We start from the raw sequence: 16,906 nt of genomic DNA, 5'->3' as shown, positions 1-16,906 counted from the left end.
CAATGTATGGAAAATGGAGTCAATGGAAGCCGGTGTCGGATCTTCCTGGAAAGATGTATACAGAGAAATTGATCGAAACTTGTGATGGCTTGGAGATTACCTTGATGGCACGCGATGACAGTCGCGGCATTAAGATAATTTTCCCCTTCTCCGTTATTTCCTATCAAAGTACAGAGGAAGAGAACCGGTGTAAAACACTTGGCTTTTTAGATAAAGAATACGGAACAGATTTTTATGCAAAATGGACGCTGTTTGAAGTGCAGGATTCTGTTCTACTCAAATGGGCACGAGAAGAATCAATATATGGCGGTTGCAATGACGCTATCGAAATGTATCGTCATGTGAAGCAATTTACCCTAATTACATCGGACGAGTTTATCGATATCATCACTAGCTATGATCCTGAAATTCAGCTACTATGATTCACGAAAAATAAACACAGCCATTATCTCAACCGAAAACAAATTCAGCTCGGCAAGCATCGGTGCATCCTTTGCCCCGTCGGGACTGACGGATATCAGCATCAATGCAAACAAAGGCAATGGTGACAGCAAAGAATCTGTTACCTCCTACTCCCCCGCTCTCGTCTCTGCAAAGAACGACCTTACCCTCACCTCCGGCAAGGACATGGACATCATCGGGAGCAAGGCACAGGGTGATAAGATCACGGCACAGGTCGGTGGGAATCTCAAGATTGAGACCTTGCAGGAGAAAGAAACCTACGAGGAAGACAACCACTCCACCGGCTTTGGTGTCTCGTGGAACGTCAACTTCTTTGATAAAACCACCGATAAACTTGTTGCGCCAGGTTCTAAAAATGCCTATCGCAAATTTTCCATGCCCAACATCGGAGGTTCCTTTAGTAAAGGAAATGTTGACTCCCACTATCGCAGTGCACGCGATCAGGCAGGATTCTTCGCAGGAAGCAAAGGCTTTGATATCTACGTAGAAAAGAATACCGACCTTAAGGGCGGCGTGATCGCAAGTGAGGCGTTCACTGACAAGAACCATCTCTCAACGGGTACACTCTCCTTTAGCGATCTCAAAAACGAAGCCGATTACAGTGCAAAGAGCATCGGTGCCTCCTACCACAAATACGGCAACTATAACGACATGGAGAAGGAAGATCGGGATGCGATCTACAATACCAAAGGACTAGCGCCGAATCTCTCCATGCCCGTCAAGGGGGATGCAAGCAGCACAACAAAAGCTGCCATCGCACCGGGAACCATTGACATCCGTGAGAATCCGACGCAGGACATCTCTGCCCTCAGCCGTGACACAGCGAACTCGGTAAAATCTTCGACAAGGCGAAAATCGAGGAACGGCAGGAGCTTGCCGCCGTATTCGGAGAGGAGGCATTCCGTCTCTTACACAACATGAAGGACGATGGCAGCGGACGCAAGATTGCCGCACACGCCATCATCGGCGGACTCATGAGCCAGATCACAGGAGCCGGCTTTGCTTCGGGTGCAATCGGCGCAGGACTCAACGAAGCACTGATTAACGCCGTCAAGGGCAAAGACCCCGGCACAGCGCAAATCGTCAGTGCCATCCTTGGGGCCGCCGCGGCGAAAGTCGCCGGAGGAAGTGCCGCTGCAGGTGCGAGTGCGGCGGCGGCAGGAACGAAGTGGAACAAATATGAAAAGTTGCCGAGAATCAAAGAGCAACTTGAACATCTTCCTGAACAGGAGATTTATCAGTCTTTAAGAGATGGAGACTATATTCTTCTTTACGATTTTGAAGAAAACAGATACATCGTCTGCGTTGCAGTGAATAATAAGGGAAATGCATGGGATGTATATCTTGGAGATCACGGTTATAATGCCAAGCTACCTGAATTAGCTTATGTCCCTTATACCATTTATGATGAAAACATTACTGGTTCGCAGCAAGATTATATATTCCAAGATAGAAAATATATCGGTAAGCTTATACCAGCTGCAGGAATCTCCTTACCATTAAAGGAACAAAAAGATAAAAATACAGAGTATAAGTCTTTTTCCACAACAGCACACGAAAGATTGGATTTGATTGGCTATGTTCCAGGACCGATTGGTTCTGTAGCAAGTATAGCAGATGGAATCCTATACGCTGCAGATGGAAATTATGAAGAAGCTATACGATCTGTCGGAATGATCATCCCTGGTGCAAAATATATCAAAGCCACAAAGAAATTGACTGGTGTGCTAGGAATTTCGAGTTTCATACGGACGAAAAAGAACATCCCGTCTCATTTGTCTTCAGAAAAATTCAGCGTCTTTGATAAAAGAGGAACTTCACAAATACCAAAGAAAAACTCCAATGATTCAGATATTCCACAGTCCGGATTACCTCCCAAAGAGGCTAATAAAAATCTTTTTCCACCAGGGGCAACAGATAAAGGATTTGATAGTTTTACTGCATTGAAAAAGTATTTAGAACCCGCAGGAGAAAATATGCAATGGCATCATATTGTCGAGCAATCCCAACTCAAAACTGATAGGGCTGGTTTTACTCCAGAACAAATCCATAATGTCGGCAATGTTATTGCTTTACCAAGCGGAAAAGGAAGTATACACTCAGAGATAAGTAGATATTATTCTAGTAAGGATCTGTTTACAGGAGGAAAAACTGTACGAGACTGGTTATCCACAAAGAGCTTTAAAGAACAATTCGAGTTCGGGAAAAGGCAATTGGAGAAATTTGGTACAGTAACACTAGAAGATGGAAAATGGGTTTTTACGCCATTTAAAGAATCTTCAACCAAATAAAGAGGAGTTATATCATGAATAAAGAGCAAAATTTAATTTCTCAGTATGAAGATATGTGTATACGCTGGGGAGCAAGTAAAGATCCTCGTAAAGCCAATATATTATTTGACAAAATTAGGAAAACAGAGTTTGAATTAAAACAAACAGAACAAGGTATTCAACAACTATTACTTGCACTAAAACACACTGAAGGATTTGTGCGTTTAAATGCCTCTTTTGCATTATTAAATATCTTCCCCAATGAAGCAGAAGATACTTTAGAAAAATTGTCAAAAGAACATGGACACCTTGGTTTTAGCGCAGAAATTACATTGGAGGAATGGAGAAAAGGTACATTAAATGTGTAATAAATATATCGTCATCCGCAAGAATCCAACACAGGACATCTTTGCCCTCAGTCATGATACAAACAACGCACTCAATGAGCGCGGCAGACGTTGCGAGCACAAACGGCACAACCGCTCTCTCCGCAGCAAACAACCTCAACCTCACATCCGGCAAGGACATGGACATCATCGGGAGCAAGGCACAGGGCGAGAAGATCACCGCAAAGGTCGGCGGGAATCTCAATATTGAGACCTTGCAGGAGAAGGAGACCTACGAGGAAGACAACCACTCCACCGGCTTTGGTGTCTCATGGAACGTCAACCAAACAAAAAAGGAAACGACGGACGCCAACGGGAATACGAAGATAGAAACGCTTCGTTCCTTCTCCAATCCCACATTCAGCGCATCTTGGAACAAAGGAAATATCGACTCCCACTATCGCAGCGCACGCGATCAGGCAGGATTCTTCGCAGGAAGCAAAGGCTTTGATATCTACGTCGAAAAGAATACCGACCTTAAGGGCGGCGTGATCGCGAGCAAGGCGACTTCGGACAAGAACTATCTCTCAACGGGTACACTCTCCTTTAGCGACCTCCATAATGAAGCGGATTACAGTGCAAAGAGTATCGGTGCCTCCTACCACAAATACGGCAACTATAAAAACATGATCGAGGACGAGCAGAACAAAGTCTACAACACCATCGGTCTTGCCCCGAACATCTCCATGCCCGTCAAGGGAGATGCAAGCAGCACAACAAAATCTGCCGTCGCACCAGGAACAATCGACATCCGAGAGAATCCCACACAGGATATCTCTGCCCTCAGCCGTGACACGGCAAACTCACTCAACGAACTCGGTAAAATCTTTGACAAAGCGAAAATCGAGGAACAGCAGGAGCTTGCCGCCGTATTCGGAGAGGAGGCATTCCGTCTCTTACACAACATGAAGGACGATGGCAGCGGACGCAAGATTGCCGCACACGCCATCATCGGCGGACTCATGAGCCAGATCACAGGAACTGGCTTCGCTTCAGGTGCCATCGGTGCAGGACTCAACGAAGCACTCATTAACAATCTAAAGGGTCTAGATCCCGGCACCGCCCAAATCGTCAGCGGCATCATCGGCGCAGCTGCGGCGAAGGCAATCGGAGGAAATGCACAAGCTGGAGCGTCTGCTGCCGCAAGCGGAACGAAATATAATATCTTTGCCGCTCTCATTCCGCGTCTGCCTCAAATGGCTAAGATCGTTGAAAGAGCCGCCACAAATCTTGATAAGGTCTTAATTCATACAGCATATTCGATTACGACCCTTGAAGGAGTACAGATCATTCAAAAAAAGGGTACGAACGAAGTTGTAGCGCGACTACAACACGATGGGATCTGGTTATTCGATCAAGTAGATTCGACATTAGAATCTATTCTCCAGAACCTTCATGTTTCATATGCTCAGACATATTCGAACAGTGGAATTTACTACTATTTCTTACCTACCATAATCGTGACTCCACCAGATCATGTGCGTTTTCCTTTCGATCTATCTCCTAATGTACTCGATTTTAAATATAAACAATCTCCCAATTCATTATTAGAGTTTAAAGAGGAGTGGAGCATAAGAAACCTTCTTGACGATAATAGATTCTATACAAAGGCTTCCGGAAAAGAGAAAGCAAGCAATCGACCATCATGGACGCTGGGAGAACGGCCCGAGCCTGGGGAAAGTGGAAAGGATTTTGCCAAACGAGTTATGGATAAACGCTATGGAGAAGGAAATTACAAAAAAGGACCAACCAGCGAATATAATATATTAAAGAAATGGGGGGATCGCGGTGGAAAGAACAAATAAGGCAACCGTTGTATATATGTTATTGCATGTTTACGATCTGGCCAAATACGATATAGAAGCAAAAGGAATCGGAGTCTATAGCACTCGCAAAAAAGCGCAGACGGAAGCGGCAAGATACATGAAGCTTGGTGGTTTCCGCGACTATCCATATTCTTGCTTTTACGTGATTGAATATGAAATCGATGCTTGTTATTGGCAAGAAGGATTCATCGCCCGAATGACCCCGCAAAACATCTCTTGCGATATCCCTCTTTGGGCAAGCGAAGAACAAGTGCACAAAGGAGAACGTCCTCGGCAATTTCTCAAGAGGATCTTGGCAAAGCACGGAAAATCCGAAAAACCCAAAAGCAGGTTCTTCTCTGAAGAATCTGGCGCCTTGGTACGCTATGCCAGAATTATCATGGAAGCGAAGGAGTGATACGTATGGAATACTGTTATGAACTGGGACACTACTATGAAAACGAACGCGGCATGGATATTTTCAAGATACTTGGCATCTTTTCAACGAGAGAAAAAGCTGAACAAGCGCAAATCATGTACAGCAAAAAACCCGGATTTCGAGACTATCCGATGGACTGCTTTTATATCGACAAGCATCACATAAACATCGGAAGTTGGGATACAGGATTTGTGCATGATGACGATGACGACTTTGATGAGTAAAGCTGCGCCCTAAGAACTTCGAGGTGACTCCACTTGAAAACACTCAAACGCCCCTCTTTACTACTCCTCATCCCCCTCCTCTCCTTCTCTGCTCCTCCTGCTATCGCTGCCCCTGCACAGCAGGAACAGCTCGATCAGTCGCGAGCGCAGGAGGCAGAGCGGCAGGAGCGGCTCGGTGAGGAGCGTGTGGAGACGATTGTCGCCCCTCCTCCTTCTACGGATCTTCCCGCAGATGAGAGCGTCCGCTTCCACATCTCTCATATCAGGATTGAGAACCAATCAGAGCGATTCCGCTTCCTCGAACGTATCGCTCGCCCCTATAAGGATAAGGAGCTGTCTCTCAGCGACATCAACAAGCTCATCCATGCGATGAATCAGTCCCTCATGGCTCGTGGCTTCTCCACGAGCCGTATTGTCGTGCCGGAACAAAATCTTTCCTCCGGGGAGCTCCGTCTCGTTCTGCAGATCGGCTATATCGGCACGGTTCGTTTCGCAGAGGGTAGTGATGCACTCTACTGGAAGAATCTCTTTCCCTTTCACGAGGGAGATATCCTCAATGTGCGGGACATCGAACAGGGCATCGAACAGGCGAAGCGTCTTCCCTCACAGGATATCTCTGTTCAGCTCCTTCCCTCGGATCAGGCGCAGCGGACGAATGTCGTGCTCACGGTAAAACGCGGGAAAAATTTCTACGGTACAATCTCGGTGGATGACTCGGGGCTTGAGGACACGGGAAAGCTCCAATGGTATACCTCCATCGGTATCGATCAGCCCTTTCACAAGAATGATATGCTCCGCATCGGGATGAATCTCGACGGTGCGCGCGACGGGTATGAGAAAGGAACGCGCGGGCATAATATCAGCTATACCTATCCCTATGGGCGGCATACATTCTCGTTTTCCTATCAACGCTCCAAATATCATCAAACGATAGAGAGCATTCCCTATAACTTCATCAGTGCAGGCGATTCCAATATTTCTATGCTGTCATGGGACTATGTTCTCCATCGCTCGGCTACGATGAAGACGAGCATGGATATCCGTCTGCGAAAACGGAATTCACACAGTTTCTTGAACGGTGTTGAGCTGCCCATTCAAGCGATGCACCAAACGTCGATGGAGGTCGGCTTTGCTGAGCGGCTCTATCTGCAGCGCGACACGCTCTATTTCCGTCTGGCACACAGGTTCGGTCTCGGATGGCTTGGCGCACAGAAGGAGAAAACTTATCCCGATGCCCCTAAGACACTCTATCGGATGTGGCTGCTCGATGTAGATTTTGTGCATCCGTTCGAGTTCTGTCATCATCCCGCAACATTTACAACATCCTTTCACGGACAGTATACGATGGATGGGATGCGGCTCTACGGCGTGGATATGATCAGCATGGGCAATCGCTATACGGTGCGCGGCTTCGACGGTGAGGTCACACTGATGGGGACGAACGGATGGTATCTCCGAAATGAGCTTTCGACACGATTCCCGAAACAAAAGGCAGAACTCTATCTCGGGCTTGATGTCGGTGCGGTCTATGGGTACGGTACGGAGGTCTACAACGGACACGTGATTGCGGGCACCGTGCTCGGGCTGCGCGGCACGATGGATATGCTTTCCTATGACGTATTCGCTGCCAAACCCATACAAAAACCCGAGGGATTCCGTACACCGGATGTGACGTATGGATTCTCCCTCGGGATGAAGTTCTAGCGTTTCATCCTCCAACGCCAATCTCAATCCCGCCCTTGAAAACAACGGTAATCTGTCCGTCCTCCTTGACCACAATGTGATCGAGCAGTCCGCCCCATAGCTCCTCATCGAACTCAACTTGCTCCCCGTTGATACCACATACCACTTGAATCATGCCCTCTAAGGTATTTCTCTTGCCCTCCCTCTCGGCGATTTGGTCGTCCAATTTTTCCAAATTTCCCTGCTTTTCCACATAGAGTCCGCGAATCTCATTTTCCTGTTTCAGATACGCATTCTGATCCTGTGCCACCCGCGCATTCTCCTGAATCAGTATTTCGATCCGTTCTGCCAAAACACAAAGTTCCTGCTCTACTTTATCCCGTTCCTCCGTCAGATCCCCCGTTTGGCAAACGCTGTCAATCAGAGACCGCAGTTCCGCAATCACACGCTCCTTGACTTCCACCAAGGAGTTCAGTGCCTTGACGAAAATCTGTTTGATTTCCTCCTCCGTCAAGTGCCTCGTGCTGCATGGCATGCCCTTGTGGGCATATTTCTTGTTGCAGCGGTAGATGACTCTGCGGTACTTGTCCGTGGAGTGCCACACCTTCGCCCCGTACCAACCGCCGCAGCATCCGCATTTGATTTTGTTCGCGAAGATGCTCACGCCGCTGTGCTTGCCATTCTGTTCTCTACGCTTTATCTCGGATTGCACAAAGTCGAACAAGTCCGGCGGGATAATCGCCTCGTGGTGCTCCTCCACATAATACTGCGGAATCTCGCCCGTGTTCTTCCGTCGCGTCTTATCGAGGAAGTCTGCCGTATACTCTTTCTGGATCAGCGCATCCCCACGATACTTCTCGTTGGTAGGGATGGAGCGCACCGTGGAAATGTACCATCTATCTTTTCCAGACGGAGATTTGATGCCGCGCTTCTCCAGTTCCTTCGTAATGGCATAAAAGGATCGCCCACCAAGGAAGAGTTTGTAGATGAGCCTTACGATTTTCGCCTGTTCCTCGTTGATTTTGAAGTCCTTGTCATAGCCGAGGAATGCGCTGTATCCCACACTGGTTTTTCCCTCGGCGAACTGCTTGCGCTTGCCCCATGTGGTGTTTTCCGAGATGCTGCGGCTCTCCTCCTGAGCCAGCGAGCTCATAATCGTTATAAGAAGTTCCGTCTTACCCCTGATATTGATACAATCTAACGATGCACCCCCTATACCCGATTAACGATGCACCCCCTTGCACCCCCCTGCCTATCGTTAAGCGAGTATCTGTCGAAAAGCCGCATAAATCAAGGCTCCTCGGCATAGCAAAAGGGGGGTGCATTTGCACCCCCCTACGTCGTGATTGTGCACCCCCCTGGCAACAAAAGCTGGACACGAGAATCTAAAACTTGATCATGGACAGCTGGATATCGATCTAGTAATGATGTTATGCGAGATTCACCGTCACCTGCGCCCGCCACAGCTGTGTAAATGCTAACGAAAATTTGAGACAGATGATTATGAAAGTGCGCCACTTTGCTTTACTGAATTATCAGATTAAACCAAGCGGCTCAATTACTCATGAACATTCACAACAGTTGCATAAGTGCGCCCCCGCTCCTTCGACTCCTTCACCAACGTATCGGGAAGCCATGCCACTTCGAACCCCGGCAGCCCGGGCGACACACCCACCTCAACGTCGATAATCCGTCCGTCTATCACAAGGGGCGTCGCACCATAGGTCTTTGCAAACAACGGCCTTCCTTCCCACGTTTCAAATATAAGAAAATTATAACACAGAATGAGGCAGATTACCTAATGATTCTTTGCAAAAGAAACGAGATTCCAAACAATTGATAATGCGATCGACATATATAGAAAGCTGCCCATCCATACGGGTGAGCGGCTCATTCGTGGAAATTTACATCATTTTCCTGTTTCAGATATGCTGTCTGTCCTGTGCCACTCTTGTATTTTCATGAATCAGTGTTTTAAGGCATTCTGCCAAAGTTGCGAGATCCTGCGCTATACGAACCAAGGATTATGCGGAGGATTGGTGCGAAGAGCAAGCGAAAAGGATCCCCAAAGGGAAACAAGCTGAATTTATCAGTTCTTCCTTTATCAGTGTTTCCCTAAAATAAATTCATTACGATAAATACAAGCTATCGTCAATAAATGAAAGTTATCGTTCTGAGGTCCTATTCACTATGCAAAAGGAGGCTGCACCTATGTCCAAGAGAATCCTCATCGCCAACCGCGGCGAAATCGCCGTCCGCGTCACCTGTGCCTGCCAGGGCTCGGCATCGAAGCCGTCGCCATCTACTCGGACGCCGACAAGAACGCCCTGCACGTCCAGTTTGACGACCTCACCTACCGCGTCGGTCCCGCCGACGCCGCAGAAAGCTACCCCTACAAAGAAGCCGTTCTTGAGGCGGCGATCAAAACGAAGTCCGAAGCCATCCATCCGGGCTACGGCTTCCTCTCCGATCGACATCGTGCGCCGCCAGATCCAAATCGCCGACGGCGATCCCCTCGGGCTCATGCAGAAGAACATCAAGAGCCGCGGTCACGCCATCGAGTGCCGCATCACCTACTACGAGAACGAGCCGAAAAAGCTCAAGCTCAAGGACAAACTCGACCTCGCCGCCTCCATCAACGCGAGCATGTATTACGCATGAAGCCTTTCCACACACAAAAAGCCGCCGAATTTTCCCGGCGGCTTTTTGTTGTTCAGTCCATCACCCTAATCTCACAGCCTGCAATGATAGACGAATGCGGGCGGAAAATTGCGCACCTCGAATCCGAGTCGCACCTCACGAAAAATCTGATGAAGCAGCGGATAGATTTGCAGCGAATACTGAAACGCGACGAACTCACCACGCTCTTTCAGCGACTCGCACACGCCATAGAGAATCTTTTTACTGAGCTCTTTGCCGAGCACAGCGAAGGGAAGTCCAGAGATAATGCAATCTGCCTTCCTCATGCCGAACTTCTGCATGAGGAAAGGAAGATTTTCCGCCTGTGCGCCAAATTCCATACGAGGGAAGCGCTCCATCAGATCCTCGCGCAGCAGCTTGTCCTGCTCGATAATGAGCGCGCGGCAGTCCGGACGCTTATGCACCTCGATATATGATGTAAAAACGTCTGTCCCGGCACCCAGCTCTACGACCTGCTTCACATTTTCCCAATCCAGCCTCTTCATCATTGTTTCTGCGAGGTACTTCGTACTCGGCGTGACACTGCCGATCTGCATTGGACGAGCAATGAACTTTTTCAAAAAGATACTGCGTTCTGCCAACATGATTCTTGCTCCCTTCACTTTTATACGAATGAATCGGCGTCCCTTGCGATACGGTTTCATGAGCGAGGCTCCTCAACAGACACAGGAATTTCTGCGAGCCGATGTTCAACGCGCCAGGAGGGCGGAAAAGAGGCGAAGACCTTGCCCGAGATACGCCATGCCAAAGTGCCAAAGACGATGTTGAGGAGTGCTCCCGCCAGCACATCGCTCGGATAATGGACAAAGAGATAAATGCGTGAAAGGCCGATTCCTGCTGCAAGCCCGAGTACAGCGACACCCCAGCGATGGGACACGTCGCAAAAGATGGCAGTAGCTGCCACAAACGAGCCGAACGTGTGCCCCGATGGAAAGGAAAAATCCGTCGGAGCCTGGATGAGCAAAGGCATCCATGGGAAGTCAATGCAGGGACGGGCGCGCATGACAAGATGCTTCAATATGCCGTTGCCGACGAGCAGGCTGAAGAGGAGCCCGATAAAAACGGCAATGCCAAGACGCCGCCAGCGCTTTTTCATCAGCAGCACAGTACCGATAAGGATCCAGACCGTCCCCATAGCTCCCACCTTGGAAAGGCCGACCATCAGGGGCGATAATGTCTGCGACACCACATGTGCCTGCACCCAGAAGCTCACCGTTCTGTCCGCCAACACCAAATAATCCATTTTGCATGCGCCTCTTTTTTTGATCCGCTTAGTATAACCTCCTATATTTAAGGAAACACTGATAGATTCAGTACTATCATCTTGACGCATCTTTTTTGCCCGCACTTCGGCGGAAAATCCTCCACAGAGCACCACTCTGCGTCCAGTTTTCCGCCTTGTTCGGACGAAAAATCTACGCCAATCCGGCAGACTTCATTTTATCCGTGTTTTACCATCAAAAGAGATCGTCGTCTACATCCACCTTGCTCGAAAGTACCGTTCCGGTCACAGCGTCAATACGGAATTTATACTCGATGTTGCCTGCGTTGCACTTCACCTTGTAGGCGGGATGGAACATCGGATGAGATACGTCCTGCGGCTCGGCATTCACGGTAAGTGCTGCGGGCGCACTCGCAGTGCCGTCTGCCATCGGTGCGGGCTGATCGTTTCCGGCATCTGCCGCCTGTGCAGGCGGCTGCGGCATCATGCCGGGATGTTCGTCACGGTCATGCATAGAGCGTCCGTCACGGTGCTCTCTGTCATAGTGCTGTTCATCATGCTTCCCATCGCGCCGGGCATCATGTTTGTCGCCGTGTTTGCCGTCACGATGCCTTTTGTCATGCTTTCCGTCCTTGTCGTGATCCTTCTCCGTCAGATAGATGGAGCGGAAGTTCAGCTCCGACTCGGACCTCTCGATCGCCTCCACCGCAATCGACCGTACCTTTGCCTCATCGAGGAGCACGATACCGCGCTGCTCTGCCTGCACGGCAATCATCTCTACGCGTGCCTGCTTTTCGGCGACCGAGCGTGCTTCCGCCTGGCCGTGGTGGTAGTACGCGCCGCCTGCCGAGACGATCCAGACGAGTACGGCAAGTGCTGCCGCCTTTTTGAGGCGCGTGGGGGTGAATACCTTCGTGACCTGATCCTTGAGATTCTGCATTTCCATGATGTGTTCCTCCTCTGCCTTCCGGCGTTCAAATTGTCTTTATCATTGCTGATGGGTACATCATACGGGGAAATGTTAAACAAAGTGTAAACACAAAAATAACTTTTTTTGAAATTCTCCCGTGTGCTGAGATTTTTCGTCGCATTTCGATTATAATGGCAAGGACTATTTCTTATGAAAAGTGAGGTGCACTCATGCGTCTGCGCGACTTGTCGCTCAAGACAAAACTGCAGGCAGCCAATGTGCTGATGGTCGTCATTCCGATTGCGGTACTCATCGCCATCGGTGCGGCACTGCACGGCGGCCTGCGCCATACCGGCACACTCCAATCATGACCACCCGTCAAACGGGTGGTTTGCTCGCCCCTATAAGGGGCAGTTACCAGCCAGCGTCTAAAGGCGCTGGCTTTCACTACGTTCAAGCCAGATTGCTCTTGACTCGTCACCGCCCTTAAAAGGGCGTTCGTACTACTTACTATCCTTAAATGGGTCTTCGTATTCCTTCACACTTAACTTATCCATCGCGATATCATGACTTTCTTGCTCTTGGATATACTTGCGAATGGTTGCTTCATTTAACCCAACTGTACTCACGTAATATCCTTCTGCCCAAAAGTGCCGATTGCCAAATTTGTATTTCAAATTGGCGTGTTTGTCAAATATCATTAACGCACTTTTCCCTTTGAGATATCCCATAAATTGTGATACACTAAGTTTCGGCGGAATACTTACCAACATGTGCACATGGTCGACCATCAAGTGTCCTTCCAAAATCTCTACACCCCTATTTCTCCCTTTTCTTCCCGAATCTCCCGTTTCATCGGGAAAATGGGTACACTTATCCCGTTGTCATGCAAAATTCTCTCTGCCTTCCCGCCCGCAGACACATCACGAGATTTGCCGACGCAAAGAGCAGATAGTATTGCAGAAGATTCTTCCTAAGTCCGCGATACCGCGTCCTGCCCGCTTGGAACAGACGCTTCACGATGAGAAAAGAATGCTCCACCTTGCTGCGAACCGAGGCTTTCGCGTGCTCGATCTGCCTTTCCCAATTCGTTCCTTTGTATGCTTTTGTCATGCGGTTCTGCGAGGGTCTTTGGGCAATGCGGTACTCCACACCTGAAAGGTCGGGGGTCTCCCCTATTTCCGTGCGCTTTTCCACACCGAGATAGCCGGAATCTCCATAGACCGTATGGTCATCTTCGCGAACCAGTTCATGAGCCTTCGCGATGTCGTGCACGTTGGCAGCTGTTGCGGTAATCGTATGGACATAGCCTGTTCCGGCATCCGCACCAGAATGGATCTTCATACCGAAGTACCACTGATTCCCTTTCTTCGTGGAGTGCATCTCAGGATCGCGGGACTTTGTCGCGTTCTTGGTCGAACTCGGTGCATGGATGATCGTTGCGTCTACAATCGTACCTCCGCGCAGGATGAGCCCAGACGCGTCTAGGCGTTGTTTCACATCATCGAAAATCTTGCGGGCGATGTCGTGCTTTTCGAGCAGGTGACGAAAATGCAGAAGTGTCGTGGCATCGGGGGTCTGTTCTGTGGAAAAGTCAATCTTCAGAAAGTGCTTCATGGCATAGCTGTCGTAAATGGCATCTTCGATGCCCTCGTCGGAAAGACCGAACCAGTTCTGCATGAGGTACATGCGCAGCATCGTTTCCAGTGGAATCAGTTTTCTGCCGCGCTCTTTTTGGATGTAGAACGGCGCGATGAGTTCCATCCATTCTTTCCATGGGATGATGGATTCCATGGCTTGCAAAAAGGCTTCACGCCGTGTTGTTCTCTTGCGGTTTGCGTACTCCAGTCCATAAATGTTTGTTGCACCATTTTGTTTCTCTCCCTCATTGCATTGCTTCTTCCTCTTATTGTAATCTTTCGGAGATAAAACAAGCAACAAAAGAATTTATCAGTGTTTCCCTAAGGATGACCGAAGCATAGGGGAGCTGTTCTATCTGTCTGTGGATGAGCTTCCTAATGTCTGTATTGCACAGGCTCTGCGGCTTCTGGTGTCTCTCTTTGCCAAGCAGCTTCAGGAGCAGCCGATGTGTGATGAGGGGAAGATACAGGAGCAGCTGGAGATTTTCCTGTCCGATCTGCCGTCGCTGCTGTCACAAAAGCTGCGAAAATGTGCATGACGAGGATGTTTTTCCAGCCGAAAAGCTATGGTTTTCAAGCCTTGACAAGTGTTTTTGATGTGCGAAGTTTGAGATCCTTACACTCTCACTCCTGTCCCATCCCGAAACACCACCGTCATACCCTTACCTACGGTCACGCACTCTACCATGCTCGCCCAGAGCCACTCATCGAAATCTGCCACAGGCTCGGTCTGTGCTTTGAGCCGCTTGATAAATCCCGCCAACTGCTCCGACTGTGCTTCCTTGGCAGAAATAGCCTCCGTCACCTTGTCAAACCGAGCCTTGGCAGCATCATATCTCGCCACAAGCGCCTCGTAGTGCTTCTGATACTCCTCCTGATTCTGTGCAATGCGGGCGTTCTCACGGATGCATTTTTCCCTTCCGCCGCTGTCGTCTGCGGCAAAAAGCACGAATAACAAAGGTGCGACACGCCCTTGTTTGGCAAGATCCTCATAAAAGAAAGACACCCTCAAAACACGGCGATGCCTATGGCATAAATCGCTTCTTGCACGAACACAAAAAGGAAGTTACAATGAAAAGCGACCAGTAGCAGAAGCTTGTTCTCAAAGCAAGCTGCCATTTTAAATCGAGGCTGTTTTATGAACATTATTATACGTTTGCGAAGGCTCTCGCCCTTTCGTATCATCATCTTAAGTTTTCTCTGTTTGATTCTCTGCGGCACCGGGCTTTTGATGCTGCCTTGGGCCACGGCAAACGGCGAAGGCGCCTCCTTTTCCGATGCGCTCTTCACCTCCGTTTCTGCCAGCTGCGTGACGGGCCTTACGACTGTCGACACCGCTGCATACTGGACGCTTTTCGGTCAGCTCGTCATCCTCGCCATGATTCAGGTCGGCGGCTTCGGCGTCATTACCGTCGCTGTCTCTCTCGCCGCCCTTTCAGGGCAGCGCATCGGTCTCATGCAGCGCAGTCTTTCCAAAGACGCTGTCTCCGCTCCGCAGCTTGGCGGCATCGTACCGCTCCTCTACTTCATTTTGCGCTTGACTTTCTTCATTGAATTTCTCGGCGCCCTTTTTCTCGCCCCTTCCTTTTGCCAAAAAGTCGGCCTTTTACGCGGCATTTACTTCGCGGTCTTTCATTCCATCTCATCCTTCTGCAATGCAGGCTTCGATCTCTTCGGCAATTCCCTGATGGATTTCGTCGGCGATCCTATCGTAAACGTCACGGTCATGCTCCTCATCATCGCCGGCGGACTTGGCTTCACCACCTGGGCGGACATCCGTCTGAACCGCGGAAATTTCCATGCTTACACCCTGCAAAGCAAGATCGCCCTGACGATGACGGCAGCTCTCATCCTGATTCCGGGGCTTTTCTTCTTTTTCTTCGAACTCGATCCCAGCACGTCCCTCAGCGAACACTTCCTGATCTCCTTCTTTCAATCCGTTACGACCCGCACCGCAGGCTACAACACGATCGACATCAAGGATTTCAGCGAAACGGGACGAGCCGCCCTCATCGCCTTGATGCTCATCGGCGGCTCGCCCGGCTCCACCGCAGGCGGCATCAAGACAACAACAGCTTTCACCTTGTTTGCCATCATGATCGCCACCTTCCGCCTCAAGAAGGATCCGACTTGCTTCTCGCGGCGTCTTTCCTCCGAAACACAGCGTCATGCCGTCACCATCCTCATGATGTATCTCCTGCTTTTCGCTTCGGGCAGCGTACTGCTCAACCTCATTGACGGCATACGCCTGATCGACAGCGCTTTTGAGACGGCTTCTGCGCTGGGAACCGTCGGCCTTTCCATCGGCGTCACCGACGATCTGGGGCCGCTTTCCAAATACGTCATGATGCTTTTGATGTTCTTCGGGCGCATCGGAGGTCTCACTGTCATCTTTGCTGCCCATGCACACAGCAGACAAGACTCCGGCCGCAGCCCGGAAGAACGAATCACCATCGGATAGGAGGAACATCATGAAATCCATTCTGCTCATCGGACTTGGCCGCTTCGGCCGCTACATTGCAGAAAAGCTGCACGACATGCAGCACGCGATCCTCGCCGTCGACCACGACGAAGACCGCGTAAACAGCATTCTGCCGTTCGTGACGAACGCACTCATCGCCGACAGCACCAATGCCGACTTTCTGCGCTCTCTCGACATCCCCAACTTTGATGTCTGCATCGTCGCCATCGGCGATGACTTCCAAAGCTCCCTCGAAACAACCTCGCTTCTCAAAGAATTTGGCGCACGCTATGTCGTAGCGCGCGCCTCGCGCGACATTCACGAAAAATTCCTGCTGCGGAACGGCGCGGACGAAACCGTCTACCCGGAGCGCCAATTCGCGCTTTGGACGGCCATCCGCTGCAGTTCCAATCATATCCTCGACTACTTCCCGCTCAGCGACGAATACGCCATCTACGAAGTACCCGTACCCAAAGCATGGGAAGGGAAAAGCATCATCGAGCTTGATATCCGCCGCCGGCATCACCTGAACATCCTCGGCATAAAAGCAGGCGACAGCATCGACCTCAATATCTCTGCCCAGACGATCTTCGCGCCGGATGCCGCCGTTCTCGTCGCCGGCAGACAGGAAGATGTCGCTCATGTCTTTCAAAGAAATGGCTGATCGTTCCCATAAAATATGGCGGGAAGACGATTTCATCCCC

General features: G+C 49.8%; 17 protein-coding genes and 5 pseudogenes. 14 read left to right on the top strand and 8 right to left on the bottom strand.

The features are described from left to right. The first annotated feature begins 2 nt into the window (after window positions 1-2). From AXE86_RS10895 to AXE86_RS10865, 8 genes and pseudogenes are all read left to right on the top strand, one after another. Window positions 3-422, top strand: coding sequence for a hypothetical protein (locus AXE86_RS10895; RefSeq protein WP_061946773.1), 420 nt, complete (start codon window positions 3-5; stop codon window positions 420-422). Next, a complete protein-coding gene (locus AXE86_RS13450) occupies window positions 397-1,383 on the top strand; it encodes a hemagglutinin repeat-containing protein (protein ID WP_232294881.1) in 987 nt (328 codons plus the stop codon). The genes AXE86_RS10895 and AXE86_RS13450 overlap by 26 nt, the downstream gene beginning before the upstream one ends. Further along, the gene (locus tag AXE86_RS13445) at window positions 1,380-2,753 is read left to right on the top strand and encodes a hypothetical protein (RefSeq protein ID WP_232294880.1); all 1,374 of its coding nucleotides are present in this window, start codon (window positions 1,380-1,382) and stop codon (window positions 2,751-2,753) included. Before AXE86_RS13450 ends, AXE86_RS13445 begins: the two co-directional genes overlap by 4 nt. A 14-nt stretch (window positions 2,754-2,767) precedes the next feature. Continuing rightward, a complete protein-coding gene (locus AXE86_RS10885) occupies window positions 2,768-3,100 on the top strand; it encodes a DUF2019 domain-containing protein (RefSeq protein ID WP_061946772.1) in 333 nt (110 codons plus the stop codon). A gap of 104 nt (window positions 3,101-3,204) precedes the next feature. Further along, window positions 3,205-4,287 (top strand): annotated as a pseudogene (locus tag AXE86_RS13605) (hemagglutinin repeat-containing protein); the annotation flags it as partial. 619 nt (window positions 4,288-4,906) lie between these two features. Beyond that, window positions 4,907-5,341 (top strand): DUF7336 domain-containing protein, encoded by a 435-nt coding sequence (locus tag AXE86_RS10875; RefSeq protein ID WP_083501194.1) that lies wholly within the window; start codon window positions 4,907-4,909, stop codon window positions 5,339-5,341. 5 nt (window positions 5,342-5,346) lie between these two features. Further along, window positions 5,347-5,586 carry a DUF7336 domain-containing protein gene (locus AXE86_RS10870; protein WP_061946770.1) on the top strand — a complete coding sequence of 80 codons (240 nt, stop codon included), beginning with the start codon at window positions 5,347-5,349 and terminating at the stop codon, window positions 5,584-5,586. Window positions 5,587-5,619: 33 nt separating this feature from the next. Beyond that, on the top strand, window positions 5,620-7,290 hold the full coding sequence (locus tag AXE86_RS10865) for a ShlB/FhaC/HecB family hemolysin secretion/activation protein (RefSeq protein WP_061946769.1): 1,671 nt from the start codon (window positions 5,620-5,622) through the stop codon (window positions 7,288-7,290). A 4-nt stretch (window positions 7,291-7,294) separates the two neighbouring features. On the opposite strand, the pseudogene AXE86_RS10860 reads toward AXE86_RS10865, so the two are convergent. Together AXE86_RS10860 and AXE86_RS13440 are read right to left on the bottom strand one after the other, a co-directional pair. Next, window positions 7,295-8,440, bottom strand: a pseudogene (locus tag AXE86_RS10860) (recombinase family protein); the annotation flags it as partial. Window positions 8,441-8,857: 417 nt separating this feature from the next. After that, a pseudogene (locus tag AXE86_RS13440) lies at window positions 8,858-9,007 on the bottom strand (magnesium chelatase domain-containing protein); the annotation flags it as partial. A gap of 473 nt (window positions 9,008-9,480) precedes the next feature. On the opposite strand from AXE86_RS13440, the pseudogene AXE86_RS13530 reads away from it, so the two are divergent. Both AXE86_RS13530 and AXE86_RS12945 read left to right on the top strand, forming a co-directional pair. Further along, window positions 9,481-9,740, top strand: a pseudogene (locus AXE86_RS13530) (biotin carboxylase N-terminal domain-containing protein); the annotation flags it as partial. Between the two features lie 7 nt (window positions 9,741-9,747). Then, window positions 9,748-9,930, top strand: coding sequence for a hypothetical protein (locus AXE86_RS12945; RefSeq protein ID WP_061946766.1), 183 nt, complete (start codon window positions 9,748-9,750; stop codon window positions 9,928-9,930). A gap of 71 nt (window positions 9,931-10,001) precedes the next feature. On the opposite strand, the gene AXE86_RS12940 is transcribed toward AXE86_RS12945, so the two are convergent. The 3 genes from AXE86_RS12940 to AXE86_RS10830 all read right to left on the bottom strand — a co-directional run bounded on the left by AXE86_RS12940 (window position 10,002) and on the right by AXE86_RS10830 (window position 12,137). Continuing rightward, window positions 10,002-10,553: a class I SAM-dependent methyltransferase gene (locus AXE86_RS12940; RefSeq protein ID WP_061947018.1), complete on the bottom strand. Its 552-nt coding sequence runs from the start codon at window positions 10,551-10,553 to the stop codon at window positions 10,002-10,004. 56 nt (window positions 10,554-10,609) lie between these two features. Then, window positions 10,610-11,212, bottom strand: coding sequence for a phosphatase PAP2 family protein (locus AXE86_RS10835; protein ID WP_071884728.1), 603 nt, complete (start codon window positions 11,210-11,212; stop codon window positions 10,610-10,612). Between the two features lie 214 nt (window positions 11,213-11,426). Beyond that, the gene (locus AXE86_RS10830; protein WP_061946764.1) at window positions 11,427-12,137 is read right to left on the bottom strand and encodes a PepSY domain-containing protein; all 711 of its coding nucleotides are present in this window, start codon (window positions 12,135-12,137) and stop codon (window positions 11,427-11,429) included. 194 nt (window positions 12,138-12,331) lie between these two features. On the opposite strand from AXE86_RS10830, the gene AXE86_RS12825 reads away from it, so the two are divergent. Beyond that, window positions 12,332-12,472: a hypothetical protein gene (locus tag AXE86_RS12825; protein ID WP_157064448.1), complete on the top strand. Its 141-nt coding sequence runs from the start codon at window positions 12,332-12,334 to the stop codon at window positions 12,470-12,472. A gap of 132 nt (window positions 12,473-12,604) precedes the next feature. Here the strand turns inward: AXE86_RS12825 and tnpA are convergent. Continuing rightward, a pseudogene (tnpA, locus tag AXE86_RS10825) lies at window positions 12,605-12,922 on the bottom strand (IS200/IS605 family transposase); the annotation flags it as partial. Between the two features lie 52 nt (window positions 12,923-12,974). After that, window positions 12,975-13,958, bottom strand: coding sequence for an IS5 family transposase (locus AXE86_RS10820; RefSeq protein ID WP_061947016.1), 984 nt, complete (start codon window positions 13,956-13,958; stop codon window positions 12,975-12,977). A 145-nt stretch (window positions 13,959-14,103) separates the two neighbouring features. Between AXE86_RS10820 and AXE86_RS12820 the strand changes: the two genes are divergently transcribed. Beyond that, window positions 14,104-14,280, top strand: coding sequence for a hypothetical protein (locus AXE86_RS12820; RefSeq protein WP_157064447.1), 177 nt, complete (start codon window positions 14,104-14,106; stop codon window positions 14,278-14,280). Between the two features lie 77 nt (window positions 14,281-14,357). On the opposite strand, the gene AXE86_RS10815 is transcribed toward AXE86_RS12820, so the two are convergent. Continuing rightward, a complete protein-coding gene (locus AXE86_RS10815) occupies window positions 14,358-14,699 on the bottom strand; it encodes a hypothetical protein (RefSeq protein WP_157064446.1) in 342 nt (113 codons plus the stop codon). 180 nt (window positions 14,700-14,879) lie between these two features. Between AXE86_RS10815 and AXE86_RS10810 the strand changes: the two genes are divergently transcribed. Together AXE86_RS10810 and AXE86_RS10805 are read left to right on the top strand one after the other, a co-directional pair. Further along, window positions 14,880-16,202, top strand: coding sequence for a TrkH family potassium uptake protein (locus tag AXE86_RS10810; protein ID WP_061946762.1), 1,323 nt, complete (start codon window positions 14,880-14,882; stop codon window positions 16,200-16,202). 10 nt (window positions 16,203-16,212) lie between these two features. Further along, on the top strand, window positions 16,213-16,866 hold the full coding sequence (locus AXE86_RS10805; RefSeq protein ID WP_061946761.1) for a potassium channel family protein: 654 nt from the start codon (window positions 16,213-16,215) through the stop codon (window positions 16,864-16,866). Window positions 16,867-16,906: the final 40 nt, after the last annotated feature.

The sequence above is a fragment of the Selenomonas sp. oral taxon 136 genome (genome assembly GCF_001554015.1).
Taxonomy (GTDB): Bacteria; Bacillota; Negativicutes; order Selenomonadales; family Selenomonadaceae; genus Centipeda; species Centipeda felix.
Note: the sequence above shows the minus strand (reverse complement) of the source record. Positions and strands in the feature narration are given on the sequence as shown.

Coding starts and splice junctions, on each gene's coding strand:
- AXE86_RS10895 (WP_061946773.1), top strand. CDS start 3: ATGTATGGAAAATGGAGTCAATGGAAGCCGGTGTCGGATCTTCCTGGA.
- AXE86_RS13450 (WP_232294881.1), top strand. CDS start 397: ATGATCCTGAAATTCAGCTACTATGATTCACGAAAAATAAACACAGCC.
- AXE86_RS13445 (WP_232294880.1), top strand. CDS start 1,380: ATGAAGGACGATGGCAGCGGACGCAAGATTGCCGCACACGCCATCATC.
- AXE86_RS10885 (WP_061946772.1), top strand. CDS start 2,768: ATGAATAAAGAGCAAAATTTAATTTCTCAGTATGAAGATATGTGTATA.
- AXE86_RS10870 (WP_061946770.1), top strand. CDS start 5,347: ATGGAATACTGTTATGAACTGGGACACTACTATGAAAACGAACGCGGC.
- AXE86_RS12940 (WP_061947018.1), bottom strand. CDS start 10,553: ATGTTGGCAGAACGCAGTATCTTTTTGAAAAAGTTCATTGCTCGTCCA.
- AXE86_RS10835 (WP_071884728.1), bottom strand. CDS start 11,212: ATGGATTATTTGGTGTTGGCGGACAGAACGGTGAGCTTCTGGGTGCAG.
- AXE86_RS10830 (WP_061946764.1), bottom strand. CDS start 12,137: ATGGAAATGCAGAATCTCAAGGATCAGGTCACGAAGGTATTCACCCCC.
- AXE86_RS12825 (WP_157064448.1), top strand. CDS start 12,332: ATGCGTCTGCGCGACTTGTCGCTCAAGACAAAACTGCAGGCAGCCAAT.
- AXE86_RS10810 (WP_061946762.1), top strand. CDS start 14,880: ATGAACATTATTATACGTTTGCGAAGGCTCTCGCCCTTTCGTATCATC.
- AXE86_RS10805 (WP_061946761.1), top strand. CDS start 16,213: ATGAAATCCATTCTGCTCATCGGACTTGGCCGCTTCGGCCGCTACATT.